We start from the raw sequence: 18,794 nt of genomic DNA, 5'->3' as shown, positions 1-18,794 counted from the left end.
GCACGCCCGCCAAGCACTCAATCCAGCTTCACCACCAGCTTGCCGAAGTTGCGCCCCTTCAGCAGTCCGAAGAACGCTTCCGGCGCATTCTCCAGTCCGTCCACCACATCCTCACGGTACTGGATACGGCCCTCGCGCAGCCATTGCGGCATCTCACGCTCGAAGTCCGGCCACAGGTGATTGAAGTCGTGCACGATGAAACCCCGCACGGTCAGGCGCTGGCGCAGGATCTGGCTGAACAGTGCCGGCAGCCGGTCCGGGCCCGGCTGCTCGATGCCGCGATCGTTGTAGGTGGCGATGGTGCCGCACACCGGAATGCGCGCGAAGTCGTTGAGCAGCGGCAACACCGCATCCAGCACGTGTCCGCCCACGTTCTCGAAGTACACGTCGATACCCGCGGGCACCGCCGCGCGCAGCTGCGCGGCGAAATCAGCGGCGCGATGATCCAGCGCCACGTCCACGCCCAGCGTCTGCAGATAGGCGCGCTTGGCTTCGCCACCGGCAATGGCGACCACGCGCGCGCCCTGCAGCTTGGCCAGCTGCGCGACGGTGGCGCCCACCGGCCCAGTTGCGGCGGCCACCACCAGCGTCTCACCCGGTTTCAGCCGGGCGATTTCATGCAGGCTGGAATACGCAGTGAACCCCGGCATGCCATACACGCCCAGCGCCGTGCTCAACGGCAACCCGGCCGGATCGAGGCGACGCCCGAGTGCCCTGGCCGGCAGCACCGCGTGGGTCTGCCACCCTCCAGGGGCCAGCACCAGCTCGCCTGTCGACACGCCATCGGCCTTCGACTGCAGCACCTCCGCCACGGTCTGGCCTTCCATCACCGCACCCACGGCCACCGGCGCCGCATACGAAGGACCCTCGTCCATGCGGCCACGCATGTACGGGTCCAGCGACAGGTAGCGATTGCGTAGCAATACCTCTCCCTCTGCCAATGCCGGCAGTGCGGCCTGCTCCAGGCGGAAGTTCGCCGCGCTCGGTGCGCCCTGCGGACGCGAGGCCAGCACGATGCGGGAGGTGGTCGGGGAATCGGACATGGCGGCGGTCTCTGCTGTGGCCAGGATCGGGAAAGGACTGCCGACACTACGCCGCAGCGACCGCCTGTGGCGGCCACGAAAACAGCGTTCCATTGCCCGGACCCGCGCACCTCCGGCGCAACCCTTGCCCTTGCAGCTTTGGCGATCGCGGCGACCTGCTGAATTCCAGCGCAGGCGATGATCGATTGGCCCGCCCCGCCCCACAACGGAGGATCAAGCACTTGCGAGCGCGCAGACGGCAATGTGAAGAAATCTTGGCAAAACCCTTGCCGAAGACAACCGACCTCCGTAATATACGCCTCCTTGGCAGCGACCTCGCTGCAACGAAACATGTGGCCGAGTAGCTCAGTTGGTAGAGCAGGGGATTGAAAATCCCCGTGTCGGCGGTTCGATTCCGTCTTCGGCCACCACTTTCGAAGGCCTGCAGAAATGCGGGTCTTTTTTTTTCCGGAAGCCGCATCCATCGCGGTTGCCACACAATTTGGCCGAGTAGCTCAGTTGGTAGAGCAGGGGATTGAAAATCCCCGTGTCGGCGGTTCGATTCCGTCTTCGGCCACCATCTTCAAAGACCTGCAGAAATGCAGGTCTTTTTTTGTCTGCGGTTTCCTTCCATGCGACGTGCCCGCATGGGGACTCCAGCGCCGGATTGACGAAACATTTACACCGGCACCTGCCGCGCCACCTACGCTCCAGACTCCTGCCTGGAGCCTGTCGATGCACCTGCGCCCCGCCCTGCTCGCCTGCCTGCTGCTGGCCACCACCCCGGCGCTCGCCGTCGAGCCGGTGCGCGCGGTCGATACCCTGGACATCGATCGCTACGCCGGCCAATGGCACGAGATCGCACACCTGCCGGTCTCGTTCCAGAAGCAATGCGTCGGCGAGATCACCGCCAACTACGGGCTGCGCCGCGACGGCCGGATCAGCGTCACCAATGCCTGCCGCAACGGCGAAGGCGAGCGCGTGGTTGCCGAAGGCGTGGCGCGCCCGGTACCCGGCCACCCCGGCCAACTGCAGGTGCGCTTCGTGCCGGACTGGCTGAGCTGGGTACCGCTGGTCTGGGCCGATTACTGGGTGCTGGCGCTGGACCCGGACTACCAATGGGCCCTGGTCGGCGAACCCGGCCGCAAATACCTGTGGATTCTCTCGCGCGTGCCGGAAATGGAGCGCGCGCGGTTCGAACAGCTCAAGGCAACGGCCGAATCCATGGGCTACGACCTCGGCCCGCTGCGCCAGATGGCACCGCTGCGCGAACCGCCCGCCGAGTGAACCGCGGCGCGAGCCGCGCACCCGACGTGGACGATCCGGCGCCGCGCACGCCCGGCCGCCATCTTCACGCGCTACCCTCTGCGGCGGGTCGTCACCGGCGATCCAAACAACCATACGCCGTAGTATGCTTATCCCAACGCACCCCCTCCAGAGGACTTGCGCCCATGCTCCACCGTTTCCGTATCGCCTTGATCGTTCTGTGCACCCTCGCCGTTGTTGCCTGCAACAACGGCATCGTCAAGCGTGTTTCGGAACCGGCGGCCAGCCTGCAGCAACTGACCGTGCGCGCCGATGGCAACTGGACCGTGGCCCTGCGCCTGCAGAACTTCAGCTCGATGCCGATGACCTTCGATGACGTTTCGCTGGCACTGACCGTTGGCGACAGCGAAGCCGGCACCCTGCAGGCCAGGCCGGGCATTTCCATCGGCGGCACCTCGGCCGACGTCATCAATGTCGATCTTGTGCCCAGCTCGGCCGCGCGCCTGATCGTGGCCGACGCGCTGGCCGGCAACCGCACCCTGGCCTACGGCCTGAAGGGAACGGTGGCCGCCACGCCGCAGGAAAAGAAGCAGCGCAGCTTCGACATCAGCAGCCGCAGCACCCTCAACCAGGCCCCCGGCCTGCCCGGCGTTCTGCGCTGAATCCCCGCTTCCGCCGCGGCGCCCGGCGCCGCTCCCCTGCCCCTGATCCAATCGAGACGTACCGATGAGCAGCTACACCGCCCCGCTTTCCGACCTCCGTTTCGCCCTGCACGACGTGCTCAAGGTCGAACCCCTGTTCGCCCGCCTGGGCTTCACCGACGCCACCGCCGACGTGGTCGATGCCGTGCTGGAAGAAGCCGGGCGCTTCAGCGCCACCGTGCTGGCCCCGCTCAACAGCGTGGGTGACGAGATCGGCTGCGTGCTCGACCAGGCCACCGGCGAGGTGACCACGCCGCCCGGCTTCAAGCAGGCCTACGACCAGTTCGTTGATGGCGGCTGGACCGGCCTGACCGCCTCGCCGGAACTGGGTGGCCAGGGCCTGCCGCATACCCTGGGCGTGCCGCTCAACGAAATGATCAATGCCGCCAACCTGGCGTGGGGCAATTTCCCGCTGCTCTCGCACGGCGCCATCGAAGCGCTGAAGCAGCATGGCGAAGCCTGGCAGCACGAGGCCTTCCTCAAGCCGCTGATCGAAGGCCGCTGGACCGGCACCATGTGCCTGACCGAGCCGCACTGCGGCACCGACCTGGGCCTGCTCAAGACCAAGGCCGAACCGAACGCCGACGGCAGCTACTCCATCACCGGCACCAAGATCTTCATCACCGCCGGCGAGCACGACCTGACCGGCAACATCGTGCACCTGGTGCTGGCCAAGCTGCCCGACGCCCCTGCGGGCGCCAAGGGCATCTCGCTGTTCGTCACCCCCAAGTTCAAGGTCGACCGCGACGGCAACGTCGGCGAGCGCAACGCGCTGCGCTGCGGCTCGATCGAGCACAAGATGGGCATCAAGGGCTCGGTCACCTGCGTGATGAATTTCGATGGTGCGCAGGGCTACCTGGTCGGCCAGCCGCACAAGGGCCTGCAGGCGATGTTCACCATGATGAACACCGCACGCCTGGGCGTCGGCCTGCAGGGCATCGGCCTGTCCGAGCGCGCCTACCAGAACGCGCTGAAGTACAGCCGTGAGCGCCTGCAGTCGCGTGCACTCAGTGGCGCCAAGTTCCCGGACAAGCCGGCCGACCCGATCCTGGTCCACCCGGACGTGCGCCGCATGCTGCTGACGGTGAAGTCGCTGGTCGAAGGCAGCCGTCTGCTGGCCCTGCACGCCGCCACCCTGATCGACGTGGCCCACCACGCCGAGGACGCCGCCGAGCGCGAGCGCGCGGACACCCTGGTCAGCTTCCTCACGCCGATCTCGAAGGCCTGCCAGACCGAATGGGGCATCGAGAACACCTACAACGCCCTGCAGTGCTTTGGTGGCCACGGCTACATCCGCGAACACGGCATGGAACAGCTGGCCCGCGATGCACGCATCACCACGCTGTATGAAGGCACCACCGGCATCCAGGCACTCGACCTGATCGGGCGCAAGACCGCGTCCAGCCAGGGCGCCGGCCTGAAGCTGATGCTGGCCGAGATCGAAGCCTTCGCCAAGGAACATGAAGGCAACGAGGCGCTGGCCGAGTTCATCGGCCCGCTGCGCGCCAAGGCCGCCGAGTGGGGCGCGCTGACGATGGACGTGCTGAAGCGCGCGGCCGCCAACCCGGACGAACTGGGTGCGGCCAGCTACGACTACCTGTTCTATTCGGGTTACGTGGTGCTGGCCTACTGGTGGGCCCGCAGCGTGGCCGCCGCCGATGCCAGCGCGCACGGCGCCGCCTTCGCCCAGGGCAAGCGCGAGACCGCTCGGTTCTACTTCGCCCGGGTGCTGCCGCGCACGCTCAGCCACGCCGCCGCGATCCAGGCCGGCGCCGCCCCGCTGATGGCGATGGACGACGAGCGCTTCGGCGCCTGAGCCCATCCCACCAGTAGATCCACGCCATGCGTGGATGAGGGGTCTGAGACCTTTCCTGCGGAAATGGATCCGACCGCGACCTGGCGACCCTCGATCATCTCTCTGGAGAAAAGCCCCCTTTTGTTAAAGGGGGCGCGCCAACGGCGCGGGGATTAGGAGGAATGCGCGGACCTGAATGTTGACGATTTGCGTATCGCCGACAGGCGATACACAAATCGTCAACATTCAGGTATAAGCTGTTCTCCCGATGGAGACAGACACTACACGCTTGGGTCTGATCGAAGCCGGAGCTCCGATTTCTGCTCCGGGCGCCGAAGCATCGCCCAACGTCACCCCGCTGCATCGCCCCGGTTCGGTCCGGCTGCTCTCGCTGGATGCCCACGGACGCGTACTGGACTGGATCACCTGGCAGGATGCGGCCTGCCTCTACGCCCGTGAAGCCGTGGCCTGGACGCTGGGCGATCCCTGCCTGCACATCCACGGCGGCACCAACCGCTTCAGCGGCCTGCAAAGCGGCATGGACCTGCACCCGATCATCGCCGCCCGCGGCCACGCCCGCTCCCGCGCGATCGACCCCACGCCGAACCTGACCAACCCGGCCCTGTTCGCCCGCGATGCGCACCTGTGCATGTACTGCGGCCAGCAGTTCAACCGCCCTACCCTCACCCGCGACCACGTCATGCCGCTGTCCAAGGGTGGCCTGGACTGCTGGGAAAACGTGGTCACCGCCTGCTTCTACTGCAACTCGCGCAAGAGCGACCGCACCCCGCAGCAGGCGGGAATGCCCCTGCTGGCCGTGCCCTACCGGCCCAGCTGGATCGAGCACCTGATCCTGTCCAACCGCAACATCCTGGCCGACCAGATGGCCTTCCTGAAGGCGCAATTGCCGAAGCGATCGAAACTGAGCACCTGAACGGCCGAAAATGCAACCCTCACCGTCCTGTCACGGGCGGCGGCGTTTGCTTGCCCCACCCCCGTTTGAGGGCGAAAATGGGCGTTCAGAAAAAGTGCGAACACGATGATCGACTCTGCCCGCTATCCCCGCCTCGCGCGCATCCAGACACCGGATGACCTGCGCACGTTCGACGAATCCGAATTGACGGCGGTCGCCGACGAGCTGCGCGCCTACCTGATCGAATCGGTCGGCAAGAGCGGCGGCCATTTCGCTGCCGGCCTGGGCGTGATCGAACTCACCGTGGCCCTGCACTACCTGTACCAGACGCCGCAGGACCAGCTGGTCTGGGACGTCGGTCACCAGACCTACCCGCACAAGATCCTCACCGGGCGCCGCGACGAGATCCACACCGTCAAGCAGAAGGACGGCGTCGCCCCGTTCCCCAAGCGCGAAGAGAGCGAGTACGACACCTTCGGCGTCGGCCACTCCTCGACCTCGATCTCGGCCGCGCTCGGCATGGCCATCGCCCGCCAGTCCGAAGGCGACGACCGCAAGGTCGTGGCGGTGATCGGTGACGGCGCGATGACTGCCGGCATGGCCTTCGAGGCGCTGATGCATGCCGGCGGCATGGAACCGGAGCCGAACCTGCTGGTGATCCTCAACGACAACAACATGTCGATCTCCGAGGCGGTCGGCGGCCTGACCAAGATGCTCGGCCGCGCCACCGGCAGCCGCACGCTCAACGCACTGCGCGAAGGCGGCAAGAAGATCCTCGGCGACAAGAAGAACAACCCGGCCCGCTTCGTGAAGCGCTGGGAAGAGCACTGGAAAGGCATGTTCGTGCCGTCCACGATGTTCGAGGAAATGGGCTTCCACTACACCGGCCCGATCGATGGCCATGACATGCCGGCGCTGCTGTCCACGCTGAAGACGCTGCGCGCCTCCAAGGGCCCGAAGCTGCTGCACGTGATGACCACCAAGGGCAAGGGCTACGAGCCGGCCGAGGGCGACCAGATCGGTTACCACGCGGTCGGCCCGTTCGATCCGGACAAGGGCCTGGTGGCCAAGTCCGGCGCCAGGAAGCCGACCTACACCGATGTGTTCGGCGACTGGCTGTGCGACGCCGCGGCCGCCGAGCCGCGCCTGTTCGGCATCACCCCGGCGATGCGCGAAGGCTCGGGCCTGGTGCGCTTCAGCAAGGAGTACCCGCAGCGCTATTTCGACGTGGCCATCGCCGAACAGCACGCGGTCACCCTCGCCGCCGGCATGGCCACCCAGGGTGGCAAGCCGGTGGTGGCGATCTATTCGACCTTCCTGCAGCGCGCGTACGACCAGCTGGTGCATGACGTGGCGATCCAGGACCTGGACGTGCTGTTCGCGATCGACCGTGCCGGCGTGGTCGGCCCGGATGGCGCGACCCATGCCGGCAACCTCGACCTGAGCTTCCTGCGCTGCGTGCCGAACCTGGTGGTGATGGCGCCGTCCAACGAAGCCGAATGCCGGCAGATGCTCAGCACCGGCCTGCAGCATCCGGGCCCGGCCGCGGTGCGCTATCCGCGCGGTACCGGCACCGGCGTTGCCGCCGGTACCGACCTGTCCACGCTGCCGATCGGCAAGGGCGAGCTGCGCCTGCCGGGCAGCCGTATCGCCCTGCTCGCCTTCGGCAGCACCGTGGCCGCCGCCGAACAGGTCGGCCGCGAGCTGGGCCTGAGCGTGGTCAACATGCGCTTCATCAAGCCGCTGGACCGCGAGCTGGTACTGGCCATGGCCGCCGGGCACGAAGGCCTGGTGACGATCGAAGACAACGTGGTGGCCGGCGGCGCCGGTTCCGGCGTTGGCGAACTGCTCAATGCCGAAGGCGTGCTGCGCCCGATCCTGCACCTGGGCCTGCCCGACAGCTACCAGCACCACGCCAGCCGTGAGGACCTGCTGGCCGAAGCCGGTATCGACGCGGCGGGCATCCGCGCCGCGGTGCTGAAGCGCTGGCCGCAGCTGGCCGTGGGCAGTCCGCCGCTCAGCGCGGCAGGCTGAGGCCGCTGCAGGCCCGGTGGATCCACGCATGGCGTGGATCTACAGCGAAACGGAGACCGATCCACGCCCTGCGTGGATGACGCGCCGGCAAGAATGATCTGGCGCGGCCCCCGTGCTCAGCCGTAGCTGACCGCTTCCACGAAGGCGCCACTGGCCTCCACGCGCACGGCTGCGCGCTGCCCGGTGTCGACGAAGTGCAGGCGTGCGAGGGTTTCAGCAAAATCGAAGGCGCGGGCACCGTCGCGGAAATCGATCGGCTCCGGCCGATCCGGGTGCAGCACGCGCCACTGGCGCTGCTCGCATTGCAGGCGGATCAACATGCGGCTCACTCCTTGAGACAGCGTATCGACGGGGGCGGGACGGGCATGCTGATTGCGGCAGGCCTTGTCGCGACGAATCAGGAGCACGCGGAGGTGCCCCTGATCGCAGACGATACGACGTTCAAAATGTGAGCTGTATCAGATTATTCTGATTTTCGAGAGGAACGCTCAATTCACCTGGAACTGGGCACGGCAGCCGTCGCTCACCCAGATGCCGCGGCGATCCCAACCCCAGGTCTGGCCTTCAATGCACGCGCTGCGCGAATCCTGGCGGACCAGGCGCACGCCACGACGGATACGCGCATCGCAGTATTCCTGGCGATGCCCATTGGAATGGCAGGCGATCACCTCACCGCCGCCCCAACCATTGCCATTGTTGCCCCAGCCGTTGCCTCGGCCGCCGCCCCAGCCGCCCCGCCGGTACTCGCCGACGAACTCGGCACGGCAGCCCTGGGTAACCCATACACCACTGCGCGATTGGCCCCAGGTCTCGCCTTCCACGCAGGGCGATCCGGACAGCTGGCGGATCATCCGCGCCCGGCCTTCCAGGCGGCACTCGTTGCTGCGGTTCTTGATCGATTCGCAACGCACGATGCCGCCGCCCTCGCGGCCGCCATAGCGGTCATCGTCATAGCCGTAGCCATAGCTCTGCGCCTGGGCGCCGCCTGCGGCCGCCAGCATTGGCAGCAGGGTGCAGGCCAGGGTGCGCCAGCTGAGTGCCTTGCCCATCGAGATCTCCAGATGAATACGATGGCGCAAGCATCCGGGATTCGCGGCGCGCCGCACAGTGGGAAACGTAACGGCAGTTTTTCCTCCATTCAAACAACCCAACCGGACCTGACTGGACCGACGTGGCCTCATGGACCGCCGTTCTCGGCCCCGCTGCCCATGCCACTGGCATTGCCCAGCCGTTCCTCGAACGCATAGGCGAACAGTTCGGCGTCATTGCTGATGCCCAGTTTCCTCATCGCGGAAATGCGTTGCCGGCTGATGGTACTGACCGTGCGCCGCAACTGCGCGGCGATCTCGGTGATCGAAGGCCCCGACACATACAGCCGCAGGACTTCCAGCTCCTTCGGTGACAGCACCGACAGCGACCGCTCGCGCCCGGCATCCTGCAGGCAGTGCGCCAATTCGGGGTCCAGGTAGATCCCTCCGCTCAACACCGTATCGACCGCCCTGCGGATGCCATCCACGCCACTGCCCTTGCACACCAGCCCACGCACTCCGGTGCGCATGGCCATGTTCAAGGTGGTGGCATTGGTGACCATCGTGGCCAGGATCACCGGCACCTTGGGGTGATTGCGACGCAACGCCTGCAGCATCGCCTGGCCGTCCGAGCGCCCGCCATCGGGCATCGAAAAATCAGTCACCACCAGATCCACCGGTTCTTCGGCCAGCACCGCCAGCAGGCTTTCCGCGCATCGCGCCTCGGCCACCACGCGATGGCGGCCACCGGCCTCGATCACGATGCGCGTGCCAAGCAGGACCAGTGGATGATCATCCGCAATGGCAATTCGAGTGAGCATGCTGATTACCCGTCAATAGTCACGCCGCAGTGCGCAGCGAAGACGCTAGTAATCATTCCAGGCCACGTCAACTTAACAATCACGCACTGCAATTGATGTCATCGCAGCAGCATCAACCGGCCAATTCCATTAGTTGCAGCCAGCTGCATAAACACGGACGGCACTGCAATTTTCCCAATAGTTTCATTCCAGAAAACCGGGAGCGCCGCTTACATAGTCACCTCCGATCACTCGCTGCACTGGACACCCCATGGTCCGTTTCCGTCGTCGACCTTTTGAGGATCTGCAAGAGCCCTTTGCAGCAGAACCGCTGACGCCGGCAGCCCTGCCAACGGCCGCATTGCCGTTCGTACAGCAGCTGCGCCTGCACCTGGCAAGCGACGGCGCGCTGCAACGACGCCCGGCCCATGCCGCGATCATCCATGACGGCGCCACCGTGTGCTGGCTGGATGCCAGGAACGATCGGATGATGACCACTGCACCCGCGCCGATCACGCTGACGCTGCTGCAGAAGCTGCTGGGCGATGCAGACCCTGCGCTCAGTCTGGTGCCGGTGTCGCAGGATGTGTTCGTGCAGCGTGCGACGGTGTCCAGCAACATTCCACTGCGCCTGACGCTGTGGAACATCGCCTTGGCCACTTCCGGGCATGGCACGCCGATGCAGCCCCTGCATGACGGCACCAAGCTGCGCCTTCGGCGCTGGCCGGACTTCCGCATCCTGGCCCATCGTCCCGATCACTTCCGGCTGTGTGCGCTGCTGATCAAGCAGGGCGCGTCCGTGCAGGCGTGCTCCGCCATCCTCGACCTGCCCCGCCAAAGCGTGCAGTCGTTCTTCAATGCGGCCTTCCTCACCGCCTACGCCTTTCCCGTGGTGGGCGAGGACGCGCCCGTGCGCCCCTCGCCCACCGACGGCCTCGTCAATCTGTGGCGACAACTTCGCATCCGCTGGAGTGCATGACCGTGCGTGAGCACAAGATCGTAGTGATGGGCCCCCTCGGCGCGGGCAAGTCCACCCTGGTACAGACCCTGACCCGGGGCAAGGCCGTGGTGACCGAGGCCCGCAATACCGACCCCGCCGTGGGCAAGCAGTACACCACCGTGGCCATGGACTATGGCGACATCGACCTGCCCGGTGGTGACCGCCTGCGCCTGTATGGGTCGCCCGGGCAGGAACGCTTTTCATACATCTGGCCGATCCTGCTGGCCGGTGCCGAAGGTGCCATCGTCCTGATCGATGGCAGCGCCGGCGTGGACAGCACGCTGGCCGGGCAGCATCTGAGAGCCATCGCAGACAGCGCACCGGGCCTGCCGGTGGTCATCGGCTTCACCCGATGCGGAAGCACCGATGACCCGGTACAGCCGCACTGGCAGGACTGGTTGCAGGACCATGCACCGCACCTGCCGGCACTGCCACTGGACCCACGCGACATGGCACAGGCCATCACCGCGATGGATCTGCTGATGAGCCAGATCGAATGCAACGCCATGGCGGTCACCCATGCATGACATCGGCCGCATTTCACCCCTGGACGCGCTGGTACGCGACGTCACCGGCATCCAGGCCCTCGTCGTTGCCAGCACCGATGGCTTCGCGCTGGCCCAGGCCGGCCCGCAGGGCCATGTCGCCGATCGCCTGGCCGCGATGACCAGTTCGATGCTCGGCCTGGCCAGCGCACTGGGCCGCGAACTGCACTTCGGTGAGCTCGACACGCTGATCCTCGACGCCGCGGACGGCAAGGTACTGATGCTCGCCATTCCCGGGAAGCAACCGCGCCTGCTGATGACCGCGTGCGACCACCGCTGTGTCATCGGCAACGTGCTCTGGCATGCCAAGCAGTGCGTGCGCGCCCTGGCCGACAGCACGAACTGATGCATGTCCCTCTCACTGCTCAGACGCCTGTTCACCCCCTCACAACCGCAACGGACCACTGAAATGAATATCGCCATCAACAAATGCCTGGACACGCTCATGCAGATCAACGGCGCGCAAGCCGTTGCCCTGGTCGACTACGAAAGCGGCATGCTGCTGGGTGAAGCCGGCTCGGGCGTGGACATGGAACTGGCGGCCGCAGGAAACACCGAAGTGCTGCGCGCCAAAATGAAGACCGCCGAAGCATTGAACCTCAACGACAACATCGAAGACGTGCTGATCACGCTGGGACGTGCGTACCACGTGCTGCGCCCGGTGTCGGCCAAGAAGGGGCTGTTCTTCTACGTGGTACTGGACCGCCAGAAGGCCAACCTGGCCCTCGCCCGGCGCATGGTGCTGGACGTGGAAAGTTCGCTAGCGCTGTAACACACGGCAACGACAGACAGGGGATGGAAACGCCGGGGCTGCTCTGGGGAGAGCGGCCCCGGCCTGCGAGTGCGCCCCGCACACCCCACTCACCATCGGGAATCCCTTGCATGCCAGCTGGATCGTCAGCGCACGCAGCGCGCGACGTGTCACCGCGCTACCCGCCCTGGGCCGCGACGGGCATTACCGTCGCGCTGGTGGCCGTCTACGCGATTCTGTTGCTTGCTCCCGCCGTGGACGGTCATGCCAGCCGCGTGCGCCTGCGTGATGCGGCCAACGCGCTGGGCCGTGCCATCACCACCGTCGAAGCCAGTTACGCCGCGGGCGATCTCACCTTGACCGACCAGCACCTGGGCTTGCCTGCCAGTGCCGCGTACTGCAGCCATCTGCGCGCTTCGCTGCCGGATACAGGACATGCCGTGCTGTCCTGCGAGCTGCGCGAAACGGCCGCCCTGCGCGGCAGCGTCCGGTGGTCGCGCACCGCTTCCGGCGAGTGGCGGTGCAGTGCGCGCGTTCCCGGCGTGCGTCCAATTCCGCTGGAGTGCCCTGCGGAATGAGAGCGCGGCGTCTGATTATTTGTAAAAAGCAATCCCAGACACTTGATCCATTCCATTTTACGAATTGTGGAATATCCCCATCGCGGCATTCGTGATTTTCTAGGGCTGCGCCACGAAGCATCTATTCGCGGCCATGACCCATGAATCACCCACGTCACAGAGGATTATCATGAATACCGTATTCGGCCCAGCCCCGCGCACAGGCATGCGCGCCTCCCGGCAAAAAGGTTTCTCCCTTGTTGAACTCATGGTCGTGGTGGCGATCATCGGCATCCTGGCGATGATCGCGCTGCCGCAGTACCAGAAATTCTCGACCAAGTCGAAAGTCGCTGCGGCACTGGCCGAGCTGGCAAGCGGCAAGATTGGCGTTGAAGCACTGCTGGCTGAAGGTTCAGACTTCAAGAATGTGGACGCAGTAGCACTGGGAATGCCGGGGTATTCCACCAAGAGGTGCTCGAGCTTCGATGTCAGTGTGAATGACGCTGGCGAGGGCAGCCTCACCTGCAATCTGACGGACGACGCCAACTACGGCAAGAGCCAGACGCTGAGCCTGGAGCGAGACCTGGAGGGCCGCTGGACGTGCTCAAGTTCGATCTATGAGCAGACCGTTCTGCCGGAAGCCTGCAAGGCCTAGACCTTTTAAGCAGGAGCAGGGGCAGTGCATAAGCGAATTGCGGTCCCTGCTTCTTCGCACGCCCGCGAATGACAGGAATCCATCATGTCGATCACCCCCGAATGCCGCAGCACATCGCCCGGCTCAACTCAACGCGGATTTTCACTCATCGAACTGATGGTTGTAGTGGCCATCATTGGCGTCCTTGCCATGATCGCATTGCCGCAGTATCAGAAGTTCGCGACCAAGGCCAAATTCACTGCTGCCCTGGCAGAGATTGCGCCGGGCAAGGCAGGCTTCGAAGTCCTTCTCGCGGAGGGAGGCGTCTCGCCGGGTATCTATTACTCAAAAATTGGCATCCGCCTTTATACCAAACGCTGCGCCAGAATAGATGTCAACGTGGACCCGTCCGACTATTCACGTGTAGAGATCAGTTGCGCGCTGATGTATGGCGACCAGGACTCGGAAAGGCTGTCACTCAATCGTGATAGCGATGGAGCGTGGAGCTGCACCAGCAACGTCGCCGACAAGAGCCTGCTGCCCAACGAATGCAAAACCTGATCATGGCGCCGCGCCATCCAGGTTTGGCGCGGCTTCCATCGCTGGAACTCGACACGCATGTGATCAAGACCCGCCACAGACAGGCCCACCACACCCTTGCAGCCACCGGGCTGGGATTATCCAGCCACGGACCTCCTCGACCGTATGGATATATTCAACAAGCGGTTCGCAGAGCGCCCTCCAAGCGCCAAGATGCCCACGCTTCGAGCAGTCAATGAAGATCCGCTTGCTTCAGGCAGCAGCACCCGTAATGGATTTGCGTTGCCAGACCCCACCCTCGTCATCGCCGATCCCAACCCCTGGGTCCGTCGTGAACTGGTGCGCAGCGTCCAGCCCCATCTGGATGGCAAGGCGCTGAGCGAAGCCCGCTCGCCCGCCGAGGTTCTGGTGCAGATCGCCAACCGCCACTGCAAGGTGCTGGTCATCGATCCGTGCATGCCCACCGTGGGCCAGACCGATGGCATGCCGCTGCTGCGCCAGATCTGCTGCCTGCGCAGGGACCTGCTCATCCTGGTCCTGGCCCAGCAACCCCTGCGCCTGCTGCAGGATCGCGCCCTGCCAGCCCAGGTCGGGCACGTCTATGCGAAGACGGTCAACCCACTGTGGCTGTGCCGTTTCATCAGCCAGGCACTGCGCGATGAATCGACGGGCGTTACGCCACCGGCGCAGGATGCCGCCCGCTGACCGGCGCGGCGGCGGCGGGCAGTGCCTCGAAATGCACGGCTTCCACGCTGTTGCCCAGCGCTTCCACGCGTACCGTGCTGCCCTGGCCGGTGCGGCGGTGGTGGGCGCTGGCCCGGCCAACCGCGGCATCGAAGGCGGCGGCGCCGCTGCTGAAGGCTTCGGCCACGCCTGCGGCGGGGTCCAGCAGGGACCACTGTGCGGCACTGCACTTGACGGTAATGACCATGGGAGGCTCCTTGTGGGGAAACGGCGCAGGGGCGCAAGACCCTCTGCTGATGACGTCACCGTAGCCAGCCCACCAGCGCGGTCCTATCAGATAAGTACGAAAAAGCCGCGCCCGGGTGTCAGAACTCCACGCTCATCACATCCCTGAGCCTGTTTAGCCTGTTCATTCCGTGATCCTTGTCACGGAGTCGGTTCAGCTTCACACTACCGTCACTAACAGGGGCCCCTTCCACATGCGCACCTTCTTCTCGCAGCAGCGCGGGACGCTGCTCAAGTTCTATTTCGTGGCCAGCTATCTGGTGCTGATCGAAGAACTGATCCGCGCCGCCATGCATTGAGTGCTTGCTGGCAGCACCGCGCCAGCAGAAACTGTTGCTTCAAGGCATGGAGTTCGCCCGATGAAAGTGCTTCTTCTGATTCCAGCGTTGCTGGTCCTGTCCGCCTGCGCCAACCAGCATCAGGCGGCCGCCAGCGCCGATGCCGCAGCCAGCTCGCCGGCCACGCCGACGGTCGGCGCTGATCGCGACGCCCATGGCTGCATCGGCTCGGCCGGCTACCAGTGGTGCGAATACAGCCAGCGCTGCGAGCGGCCGTGGGAACTGGCGCAGGCCCAGGGGCTGGCCAATACCGCCGAATCGATCGATGCCTACTGTGCGAAGCCGGCCAGTCCGGCGCGCAAGTGAGCCGCGCGCACCATGGCTGAGCTCAGTCCGCTGCCCACCCTTGCACCCGGCCGCTACCGCCATTTCAAGGGCGGCGAGTACCAAGTGATCGACATCGTCCGCAGCAGCGAAACGCTGGAGCCGCTGGTGCTGTACCGGGCGCTCTATGGCGAAGGTGGGCTGTGGGTGCGCCCCTACCCGATGTTCGTCGAGCAGGTACCCGGCGAACACGGCCCGCAGCCGCGCTTCGCGCGTATCGACGATTGAATCCGCATTGCCGGCCGCGGCCGGCAGTGGCTGCCCGGCGCCAGGCCTGCGTTACAATCGTACCGTCCAGTCGGTTTCTTCCCGCCATGTCCGCATCTTCCTCCCGCTCGCGCCGCAAGGCGCCCGACAGCGTGCGCCAGTCGCTGCTGCAGGCCACCATCGACGTGATCGCACGGCAGGGACTGGCCGCAGTGACCGTGCAGGACATCGCACAGGCGGCTGGCGTCAGCAAGGGCGCACTGTTCCATCATTTCGCCAGCAAGCAGGCGCTGGTCGATGCCGCCATCGCCACGCTCATCGCCGAATTCGAAGCGCAGGTACGTGCCCTGATGGCAGACAGCGCACACTACGGCTGCTTCAGTCGTGCCTATGTGCGCGCCAACTTCGACCACCTGGTGCAGCAGGAACGGGTGAACGACATCGGACTGACCCTGGGCAATATGCTTGAACCTGCACTGCTTGCGCAGTGGGGCGCCTGGCTGCGGCGCATGCTGGCCGAGTTCCCGGAGGAAGCCGCCAATCCCCGCCTGTATGCGGCGCGCTGTGTTGCCGACGGCTACTGGGCCACCGCCTACGGCCGGCCGCTGGACGAGGAAGAACGCGTCAATGCACTGGCCATGGCCGAGCAGGCCCTGAAGCTGTGTGATCCTCTGTGAGCCGGAGCCTGCGATGAATCCCTACGTCTACCTCGCCGCCGCGATCGTGCTGGAAGTGATCGCCACGTCGCTGCTCAAGGCCTCCGACGGCATGAGCCGGCTGCTGCCCACGCTCGGTGCGCTGGTCGGCTATGGGCTGTGCTTCTACCTGCTGTCGGTGACCATGAAATCGATACCGACCGGCATCGCTTATGCCATCTGGTCCGGCATCGGCATCGTGCTGATCTCGGTGATCGGGCTGGTGGTCTTCAAGCAGCGCCTGGATGCGCCGGCACTGATCGGCATCGGGCTGATCTGCGCCGGCGTGCTGGTGATCAACCTGTTCTCGCGCAGCAGCGCACACTGAGCACGCTGCCGCGCGACGCGCGCTAGCTGACCTTCTTGGCCACGGTCATGCCCAGCAGGAACAGCACCACGGCGATGATGATGCCGGCCCAGAACAGGAACTTGGCGATGCCGACCGCCGCGCCGGCAATGCCGCCGAAGCCGAGCACGCCTGCGATGACGCCGATGATGGCGAAGATGATGGCCCACTTGATCATGTCAAACCTTTCCCCGCGGGGACTGCGTACTGGATGATCAGGCTAGGCCGTGGCCGATGCGGCACTCGTGAACAGGCCGCGTGCGCGGCGTGAATCAGCGCGGGCGGAAACGCAGCAGGGCCACCGCGAACGCCAGGAACACGCTGCCCACCAGCCGCTCGAACCAGCGCCGTGCAAACGGCTTTGCCAGCCAGCGGCGCAGGCCATGGCCACCGGCCGCATACATGACGTACCAGAACAGCTCGCAGCCGGCGAAGGTGGCCACCAGCACGCTGTACTGCAACGCCTGGCCGCGCGAGGGGTCGACGAACTGTGGCAGGAATGCCGTCGCGAACAGCAGCAGCTTGGGATTGCTCAGGCCGACCAGAAGTCCCCCGCGGAACACTGCCCATGCGCCGAGTGCCGGCGCGACCGCCAGCCCTGCATCCACGGTCACCGGCGGCGCCGGGCGGCCGCTGTCACGCCATGCCTTCAGCCCCAGCCAGGCCAGGTAGGCCACACCCAGGTAACGCAGCCCTTCGAACAGCATCGGCGAGGAATGCAAGAGCGCGCTCAGGCCCGCCGCGGACGCAGCCAGCACCAGCAGCATCGCCAGCAGGCAGCCCGCCATTGCCGGCACGCTGCCACGGAAACCAAGCCCGACGCTGCGGCCCAGGATATGCAGCATGTTCGGCCCCGGGGTGCCACACAGCACGAACACGGTGGCCAGGAACCACCACCAGGTATGCAGGGCCATCGCGCACATCCACTCCAGAAGACCGCACCAGCATAGGGCGTGCGCGCAACGCACGGAACATACAGCCCACCGTGGATGCAGTGGTTACAGATTCCGGGATCGGCAGCCGCGCGCCTTCTGTGCTGCAATGGAGGCCCCTGGCATGGAGCGGTGCATGAAGACCCTTGGCCTGATCGGCGGCATGAGCTGGGAGAGCTCAGCGCAGTACTACCGGCTCATCAACGAGGAGATCCGTGATCGCCTCGGCGGCGCCCACTCGGCACAGCTGCTGCTGTGGTCGGTGGATTTCGCCGGCATCAAGCAGCTGCAGCACGACGGCGACTGGGATGCGTTGGGCGACCACATGGCCGATGCCGCACGGCGCCTGCAGGCCGGCGGCGCCGATCTGCTGCTGATCTGCACCAACACCATGCACAAGCTGACCGATCGCATCGAAGCCGCCTGCCCCCTGCCGCTGCTGCATATCGCCGACCCGACCGCGAACGCGATCGTGCAGGCGGGTGCGCGCAGGGTGGGCCTGCTCGGCACCGCCTTCACCATGGAGCAGGACTTTTACCGCGGCCGGCTGCAGGAGCGCTTCGGCCTGGAGGTGCTGGTGCCCGATGCCGAAGATCGTCGCAGCGTGCACGACATCATCTACCAGGAGCTGATCGCCGGCGTGGTCAGCGAGCAGTCACGGCGGGTCTATGCCGCGGTCATCGCGCGCCTGATCGCGCGCGGCGCGGAGGCGATCATCCTCGGCTGTACCGAGATCATGCTGCTGGTGCGGCCGGAGGACAGCGCGGTGCCGTTGTTCGATACCACCACCCTGCATGCGCGGGCCGCGGTGGACGCGGCGCTAGCCTGACCCCACCTGCGATGCGGCGCGGAATCAGTCCGCGCCCTGCACTTCCAGCGCGGTGATCAACCAGTCGACCACCGCCTGCGAATCGCACAGGAAGAAGATGGCATCGCCGGAACGCGCTTCGGTGAGCAGGCGATACACCGTGATCGCCACCGCCGACTGGTTGGCGATGAACACTTCCGGGCTGCGCGGCCCTTCGCTGTGCCCGGCCACGGCATGCAACGCCTTGCGGGCGGCCACGGTCGTGGCCGGGTCCGCGCTTCGGGTCAGTTCCGGCCCACGCAGGCCCCACGCAATGAACACATGCTTGCCCTTGAACGTGGTGTCCAGGACCTGCACCTCGGCGCCGGTGTCGGCCGAGCGATGAATGACAGTACTGCTGATCAACGCAACCCCCTGTGGTCGTCGTGGTCCGCGCATCCTCCCCCACAGGCCGCCCGCACACCAGTGACGGCAGCCGCAGGCTGCGCCGACAGGCGTGGAAGACATGTAAGAAGGTGTAAACCGATGCGATCGGATGTGCAGCGATGATACGGGATGTAAGCCTTTGCATGGGCCCGCGCGTACTACT

The 18,794-nt window shown here is 65.7% G+C and carries 26 protein-coding genes and 2 tRNA genes; 20 read left to right on the top strand and 8 right to left on the bottom strand.

The genetic code is table 11. The features are described 5' to 3' along the window. Positions 1-17: 17 nt before the first annotated feature. Complete coding sequence (locus SSKA14_RS09430; RefSeq protein WP_008266826.1) at positions 18-1,043, bottom strand: NADP-dependent oxidoreductase; 1,026 nt, start codon at positions 1,041-1,043, stop codon at positions 18-20. A gap of 334 nt (positions 1,044-1,377) precedes the next feature. Here SSKA14_RS09430 and SSKA14_RS09425 point away from each other — a divergent pair. From SSKA14_RS09425 to dxs, 7 genes are all read left to right on the top strand, one after another. Beyond that, a tRNA-Phe gene (locus tag SSKA14_RS09425) sits at positions 1,378-1,453 on the top strand. 73 nt (positions 1,454-1,526) lie between these two features. Continuing rightward, positions 1,527-1,602: transfer RNA gene (locus SSKA14_RS09420), tRNA-Phe, on the top strand. Positions 1,603-1,757: 155 nt separating this feature from the next. After that, a complete protein-coding gene (locus SSKA14_RS09415) occupies positions 1,758-2,309 on the top strand; it encodes a lipocalin family protein (RefSeq protein ID WP_008267836.1) in 552 nt (183 codons plus the stop codon). 164 nt (positions 2,310-2,473) lie between these two features. Continuing rightward, positions 2,474-2,950 carry an LEA type 2 family protein gene (locus SSKA14_RS09410; protein WP_008268154.1) on the top strand — a complete coding sequence of 159 codons (477 nt, stop codon included), beginning with the start codon at positions 2,474-2,476 and terminating at the stop codon, positions 2,948-2,950. Positions 2,951-3,014: 64 nt separating this feature from the next. Further along, a complete protein-coding gene (locus tag SSKA14_RS09405) occupies positions 3,015-4,805 on the top strand; it encodes an acyl-CoA dehydrogenase C-terminal domain-containing protein (RefSeq protein ID WP_008267239.1) in 1,791 nt (596 codons plus the stop codon). A gap of 247 nt (positions 4,806-5,052) precedes the next feature. Next, entirely contained in the window at positions 5,053-5,718 is a 666-nt protein-coding gene (locus tag SSKA14_RS09400; RefSeq protein ID WP_040007378.1) for an HNH endonuclease, read from the top strand. Between the two features lie 105 nt (positions 5,719-5,823). Beyond that, positions 5,824-7,731 (top strand): 1-deoxy-D-xylulose-5-phosphate synthase, encoded by a 1,908-nt coding sequence (gene dxs / locus SSKA14_RS09395; protein ID WP_008266901.1) that lies wholly within the window; start codon positions 5,824-5,826, stop codon positions 7,729-7,731. 116 nt (positions 7,732-7,847) lie between these two features. Here dxs and SSKA14_RS09390 read toward each other — a convergent pair whose 3' ends face one another. From SSKA14_RS09390 to SSKA14_RS09380, 3 genes are all read right to left on the bottom strand, one after another. Next, positions 7,848-8,051 (bottom strand): hypothetical protein, encoded by a 204-nt coding sequence (locus tag SSKA14_RS09390; RefSeq protein ID WP_005410416.1) that lies wholly within the window; start codon positions 8,049-8,051, stop codon positions 7,848-7,850. Positions 8,052-8,219: 168 nt separating this feature from the next. Then, positions 8,220-8,780 (bottom strand): DUF3011 domain-containing protein, encoded by a 561-nt coding sequence (locus SSKA14_RS09385; RefSeq protein ID WP_040007377.1) that lies wholly within the window; start codon positions 8,778-8,780, stop codon positions 8,220-8,222. Between the two features lie 128 nt (positions 8,781-8,908). Beyond that, a complete protein-coding gene (locus tag SSKA14_RS09380) occupies positions 8,909-9,580 on the bottom strand; it encodes a response regulator transcription factor (protein ID WP_008267742.1) in 672 nt (223 codons plus the stop codon). A gap of 250 nt (positions 9,581-9,830) precedes the next feature. On the opposite strand from SSKA14_RS09380, the gene SSKA14_RS09375 reads away from it, so the two are divergent. The 8 genes from SSKA14_RS09375 to SSKA14_RS09340 all read left to right on the top strand — a co-directional run bounded on the left by SSKA14_RS09375 (position 9,831) and on the right by SSKA14_RS09340 (position 14,291). After that, entirely contained in the window at positions 9,831-10,538 is a 708-nt protein-coding gene (locus tag SSKA14_RS09375) for a hypothetical protein (protein ID WP_040007376.1), read from the top strand. Next, positions 10,535-11,086, top strand: a complete 552-nt coding sequence (locus tag SSKA14_RS09370; protein ID WP_050413361.1) for a GTP-binding protein — start codon at positions 10,535-10,537, stop codon at positions 11,084-11,086. The genes SSKA14_RS09375 and SSKA14_RS09370 overlap by 4 nt, the downstream gene beginning before the upstream one ends. Continuing rightward, entirely contained in the window at positions 11,079-11,450 is a 372-nt protein-coding gene (locus SSKA14_RS09365; RefSeq protein ID WP_008267147.1) for a roadblock/LC7 domain-containing protein, read from the top strand. The genes SSKA14_RS09370 and SSKA14_RS09365 overlap by 8 nt, the downstream gene beginning before the upstream one ends. Before the next feature lie 99 nt (positions 11,451-11,549). After that, positions 11,550-11,876 carry a hypothetical protein gene (locus tag SSKA14_RS09360; RefSeq protein WP_197563404.1) on the top strand — a complete coding sequence of 109 codons (327 nt, stop codon included), beginning with the start codon at positions 11,550-11,552 and terminating at the stop codon, positions 11,874-11,876. A gap of 110 nt (positions 11,877-11,986) precedes the next feature. After that, complete coding sequence (locus SSKA14_RS09355; protein WP_083797331.1) at positions 11,987-12,433, top strand: pilin; 447 nt, start codon at positions 11,987-11,989, stop codon at positions 12,431-12,433. Between the two features lie 169 nt (positions 12,434-12,602). Then, on the top strand, positions 12,603-13,067 hold the full coding sequence (locus tag SSKA14_RS24260) for a pilin (RefSeq protein ID WP_083797329.1): 465 nt from the start codon (positions 12,603-12,605) through the stop codon (positions 13,065-13,067). Between the two features lie 84 nt (positions 13,068-13,151). Continuing rightward, positions 13,152-13,607: a pilin gene (locus tag SSKA14_RS09345; protein ID WP_050413360.1), complete on the top strand. Its 456-nt coding sequence runs from the start codon at positions 13,152-13,154 to the stop codon at positions 13,605-13,607. Between the two features lie 261 nt (positions 13,608-13,868). Next, positions 13,869-14,291 (top strand): response regulator transcription factor, encoded by a 423-nt coding sequence (locus tag SSKA14_RS09340; RefSeq protein WP_040007374.1) that lies wholly within the window; start codon positions 13,869-13,871, stop codon positions 14,289-14,291. Here SSKA14_RS09340 and SSKA14_RS09335 read toward each other — a convergent pair. After that, positions 14,260-14,517: a hypothetical protein gene (locus SSKA14_RS09335; protein WP_040007373.1), complete on the bottom strand. Its 258-nt coding sequence runs from the start codon at positions 14,515-14,517 to the stop codon at positions 14,260-14,262. The genes SSKA14_RS09340 and SSKA14_RS09335 overlap by 32 nt on opposite strands. A 397-nt stretch (positions 14,518-14,914) precedes the next feature. Between SSKA14_RS09335 and SSKA14_RS09330 the strand changes: the two genes are divergently transcribed. The 4 genes from SSKA14_RS09330 to SSKA14_RS09315 all read left to right on the top strand — a co-directional run bounded on the left by SSKA14_RS09330 (position 14,915) and on the right by SSKA14_RS09315 (position 16,447). Next, positions 14,915-15,199 (top strand): hypothetical protein, encoded by a 285-nt coding sequence (locus SSKA14_RS09330; protein WP_008264898.1) that lies wholly within the window; start codon positions 14,915-14,917, stop codon positions 15,197-15,199. A gap of 12 nt (positions 15,200-15,211) precedes the next feature. Continuing rightward, the gene (locus SSKA14_RS09325) at positions 15,212-15,445 is read left to right on the top strand and encodes a DUF1653 domain-containing protein (RefSeq protein ID WP_008264949.1); all 234 of its coding nucleotides are present in this window, start codon (positions 15,212-15,214) and stop codon (positions 15,443-15,445) included. An 86-nt stretch (positions 15,446-15,531) separates the two neighbouring features. Next, positions 15,532-16,101 (top strand): TetR/AcrR family transcriptional regulator, encoded by a 570-nt coding sequence (locus SSKA14_RS09320; RefSeq protein WP_008266606.1) that lies wholly within the window; start codon positions 15,532-15,534, stop codon positions 16,099-16,101. A gap of 13 nt (positions 16,102-16,114) precedes the next feature. Further along, positions 16,115-16,447, top strand: coding sequence for an SMR family transporter (locus SSKA14_RS09315; RefSeq protein ID WP_006457753.1), 333 nt, complete (start codon positions 16,115-16,117; stop codon positions 16,445-16,447). Positions 16,448-16,469: 22 nt separating this feature from the next. Here SSKA14_RS09315 and SSKA14_RS23335 read toward each other — a convergent pair whose 3' ends face one another. Next, positions 16,470-16,643 carry a DUF1328 domain-containing protein gene (locus SSKA14_RS23335; protein ID WP_006380555.1) on the bottom strand — a complete coding sequence of 58 codons (174 nt, stop codon included), beginning with the start codon at positions 16,641-16,643 and terminating at the stop codon, positions 16,470-16,472. Between the two features lie 94 nt (positions 16,644-16,737). After that, complete coding sequence (locus tag SSKA14_RS09305; RefSeq protein ID WP_040007371.1) at positions 16,738-17,379, bottom strand: LysE family translocator; 642 nt, start codon at positions 17,377-17,379, stop codon at positions 16,738-16,740. Between the two features lie 154 nt (positions 17,380-17,533). Here SSKA14_RS09305 and SSKA14_RS09300 point away from each other — a divergent pair, with 154 nt between their 5' ends. Continuing rightward, entirely contained in the window at positions 17,534-18,226 is a 693-nt protein-coding gene (locus SSKA14_RS09300; RefSeq protein ID WP_008265990.1) for an aspartate/glutamate racemase family protein, read from the top strand. Positions 18,227-18,250: 24 nt separating this feature from the next. Here SSKA14_RS09300 and SSKA14_RS09295 read toward each other — a convergent pair whose 3' ends face one another. Next, positions 18,251-18,643 (bottom strand): hypothetical protein, encoded by a 393-nt coding sequence (locus SSKA14_RS09295; RefSeq protein WP_040007370.1) that lies wholly within the window; start codon positions 18,641-18,643, stop codon positions 18,251-18,253. Positions 18,644-18,794: the final 151 nt, after the last annotated feature.

Source organism: Stenotrophomonas sp. SKA14 (assembly GCF_000158575.1).
Taxonomy (GTDB): domain Bacteria; phylum Pseudomonadota; class Gammaproteobacteria; order Xanthomonadales; family Xanthomonadaceae; genus Stenotrophomonas; species Stenotrophomonas forensis.
Note: the sequence above shows the minus strand (reverse complement) of the source record. Positions and strands in the feature narration are given on the sequence as shown.

Coding starts and splice junctions, on each gene's coding strand:
- SSKA14_RS09430 (WP_008266826.1), bottom strand. CDS start 1,043: ATGTCCGATTCCCCGACCACCTCCCGCATCGTGCTGGCCTCGCGTCCG.
- SSKA14_RS09415 (WP_008267836.1), top strand. CDS start 1,758: ATGCACCTGCGCCCCGCCCTGCTCGCCTGCCTGCTGCTGGCCACCACC.
- SSKA14_RS09410 (WP_008268154.1), top strand. CDS start 2,474: ATGCTCCACCGTTTCCGTATCGCCTTGATCGTTCTGTGCACCCTCGCC.
- SSKA14_RS09405 (WP_008267239.1), top strand. CDS start 3,015: ATGAGCAGCTACACCGCCCCGCTTTCCGACCTCCGTTTCGCCCTGCAC.
- SSKA14_RS09400 (WP_040007378.1), top strand. CDS start 5,053: ATGGAGACAGACACTACACGCTTGGGTCTGATCGAAGCCGGAGCTCCG.
- dxs (WP_008266901.1), top strand. CDS start 5,824: ATGATCGACTCTGCCCGCTATCCCCGCCTCGCGCGCATCCAGACACCG.
- SSKA14_RS09390 (WP_005410416.1), bottom strand. CDS start 8,051: ATGTTGATCCGCCTGCAATGCGAGCAGCGCCAGTGGCGCGTGCTGCAC.
- SSKA14_RS09385 (WP_040007377.1), bottom strand. CDS start 8,780: ATGGGCAAGGCACTCAGCTGGCGCACCCTGGCCTGCACCCTGCTGCCA.
- SSKA14_RS09380 (WP_008267742.1), bottom strand. CDS start 9,580: ATGCTCACTCGAATTGCCATTGCGGATGATCATCCACTGGTCCTGCTT.
- SSKA14_RS09375 (WP_040007376.1), top strand. CDS start 9,831: ATGGTCCGTTTCCGTCGTCGACCTTTTGAGGATCTGCAAGAGCCCTTT.
- SSKA14_RS09370 (WP_050413361.1), top strand. CDS start 10,535: ATGACCGTGCGTGAGCACAAGATCGTAGTGATGGGCCCCCTCGGCGCG.
- SSKA14_RS09365 (WP_008267147.1), top strand. CDS start 11,079: ATGCATGACATCGGCCGCATTTCACCCCTGGACGCGCTGGTACGCGAC.
- SSKA14_RS09360 (WP_197563404.1), top strand. CDS start 11,550: ATGCAGATCAACGGCGCGCAAGCCGTTGCCCTGGTCGACTACGAAAGC.
- SSKA14_RS09355 (WP_083797331.1), top strand. CDS start 11,987: ATGCCAGCTGGATCGTCAGCGCACGCAGCGCGCGACGTGTCACCGCGC.
- SSKA14_RS24260 (WP_083797329.1), top strand. CDS start 12,603: ATGAATACCGTATTCGGCCCAGCCCCGCGCACAGGCATGCGCGCCTCC.
- SSKA14_RS09345 (WP_050413360.1), top strand. CDS start 13,152: ATGTCGATCACCCCCGAATGCCGCAGCACATCGCCCGGCTCAACTCAA.
- SSKA14_RS09335 (WP_040007373.1), bottom strand. CDS start 14,517: ATGGTCATTACCGTCAAGTGCAGTGCCGCACAGTGGTCCCTGCTGGAC.
- SSKA14_RS09330 (WP_008264898.1), top strand. CDS start 14,915: ATGAAAGTGCTTCTTCTGATTCCAGCGTTGCTGGTCCTGTCCGCCTGC.
- SSKA14_RS09325 (WP_008264949.1), top strand. CDS start 15,212: ATGGCTGAGCTCAGTCCGCTGCCCACCCTTGCACCCGGCCGCTACCGC.
- SSKA14_RS09320 (WP_008266606.1), top strand. CDS start 15,532: ATGTCCGCATCTTCCTCCCGCTCGCGCCGCAAGGCGCCCGACAGCGTG.
- SSKA14_RS09315 (WP_006457753.1), top strand. CDS start 16,115: ATGAATCCCTACGTCTACCTCGCCGCCGCGATCGTGCTGGAAGTGATC.
- SSKA14_RS23335 (WP_006380555.1), bottom strand. CDS start 16,643: ATGATCAAGTGGGCCATCATCTTCGCCATCATCGGCGTCATCGCAGGC.
- SSKA14_RS09305 (WP_040007371.1), bottom strand. CDS start 17,379: ATGGCCCTGCATACCTGGTGGTGGTTCCTGGCCACCGTGTTCGTGCTG.
- SSKA14_RS09300 (WP_008265990.1), top strand. CDS start 17,534: ATGAAGACCCTTGGCCTGATCGGCGGCATGAGCTGGGAGAGCTCAGCG.
- SSKA14_RS09295 (WP_040007370.1), bottom strand. CDS start 18,643: ATGCGCGGACCACGACGACCACAGGGGGTTGCGTTGATCAGCAGTACT.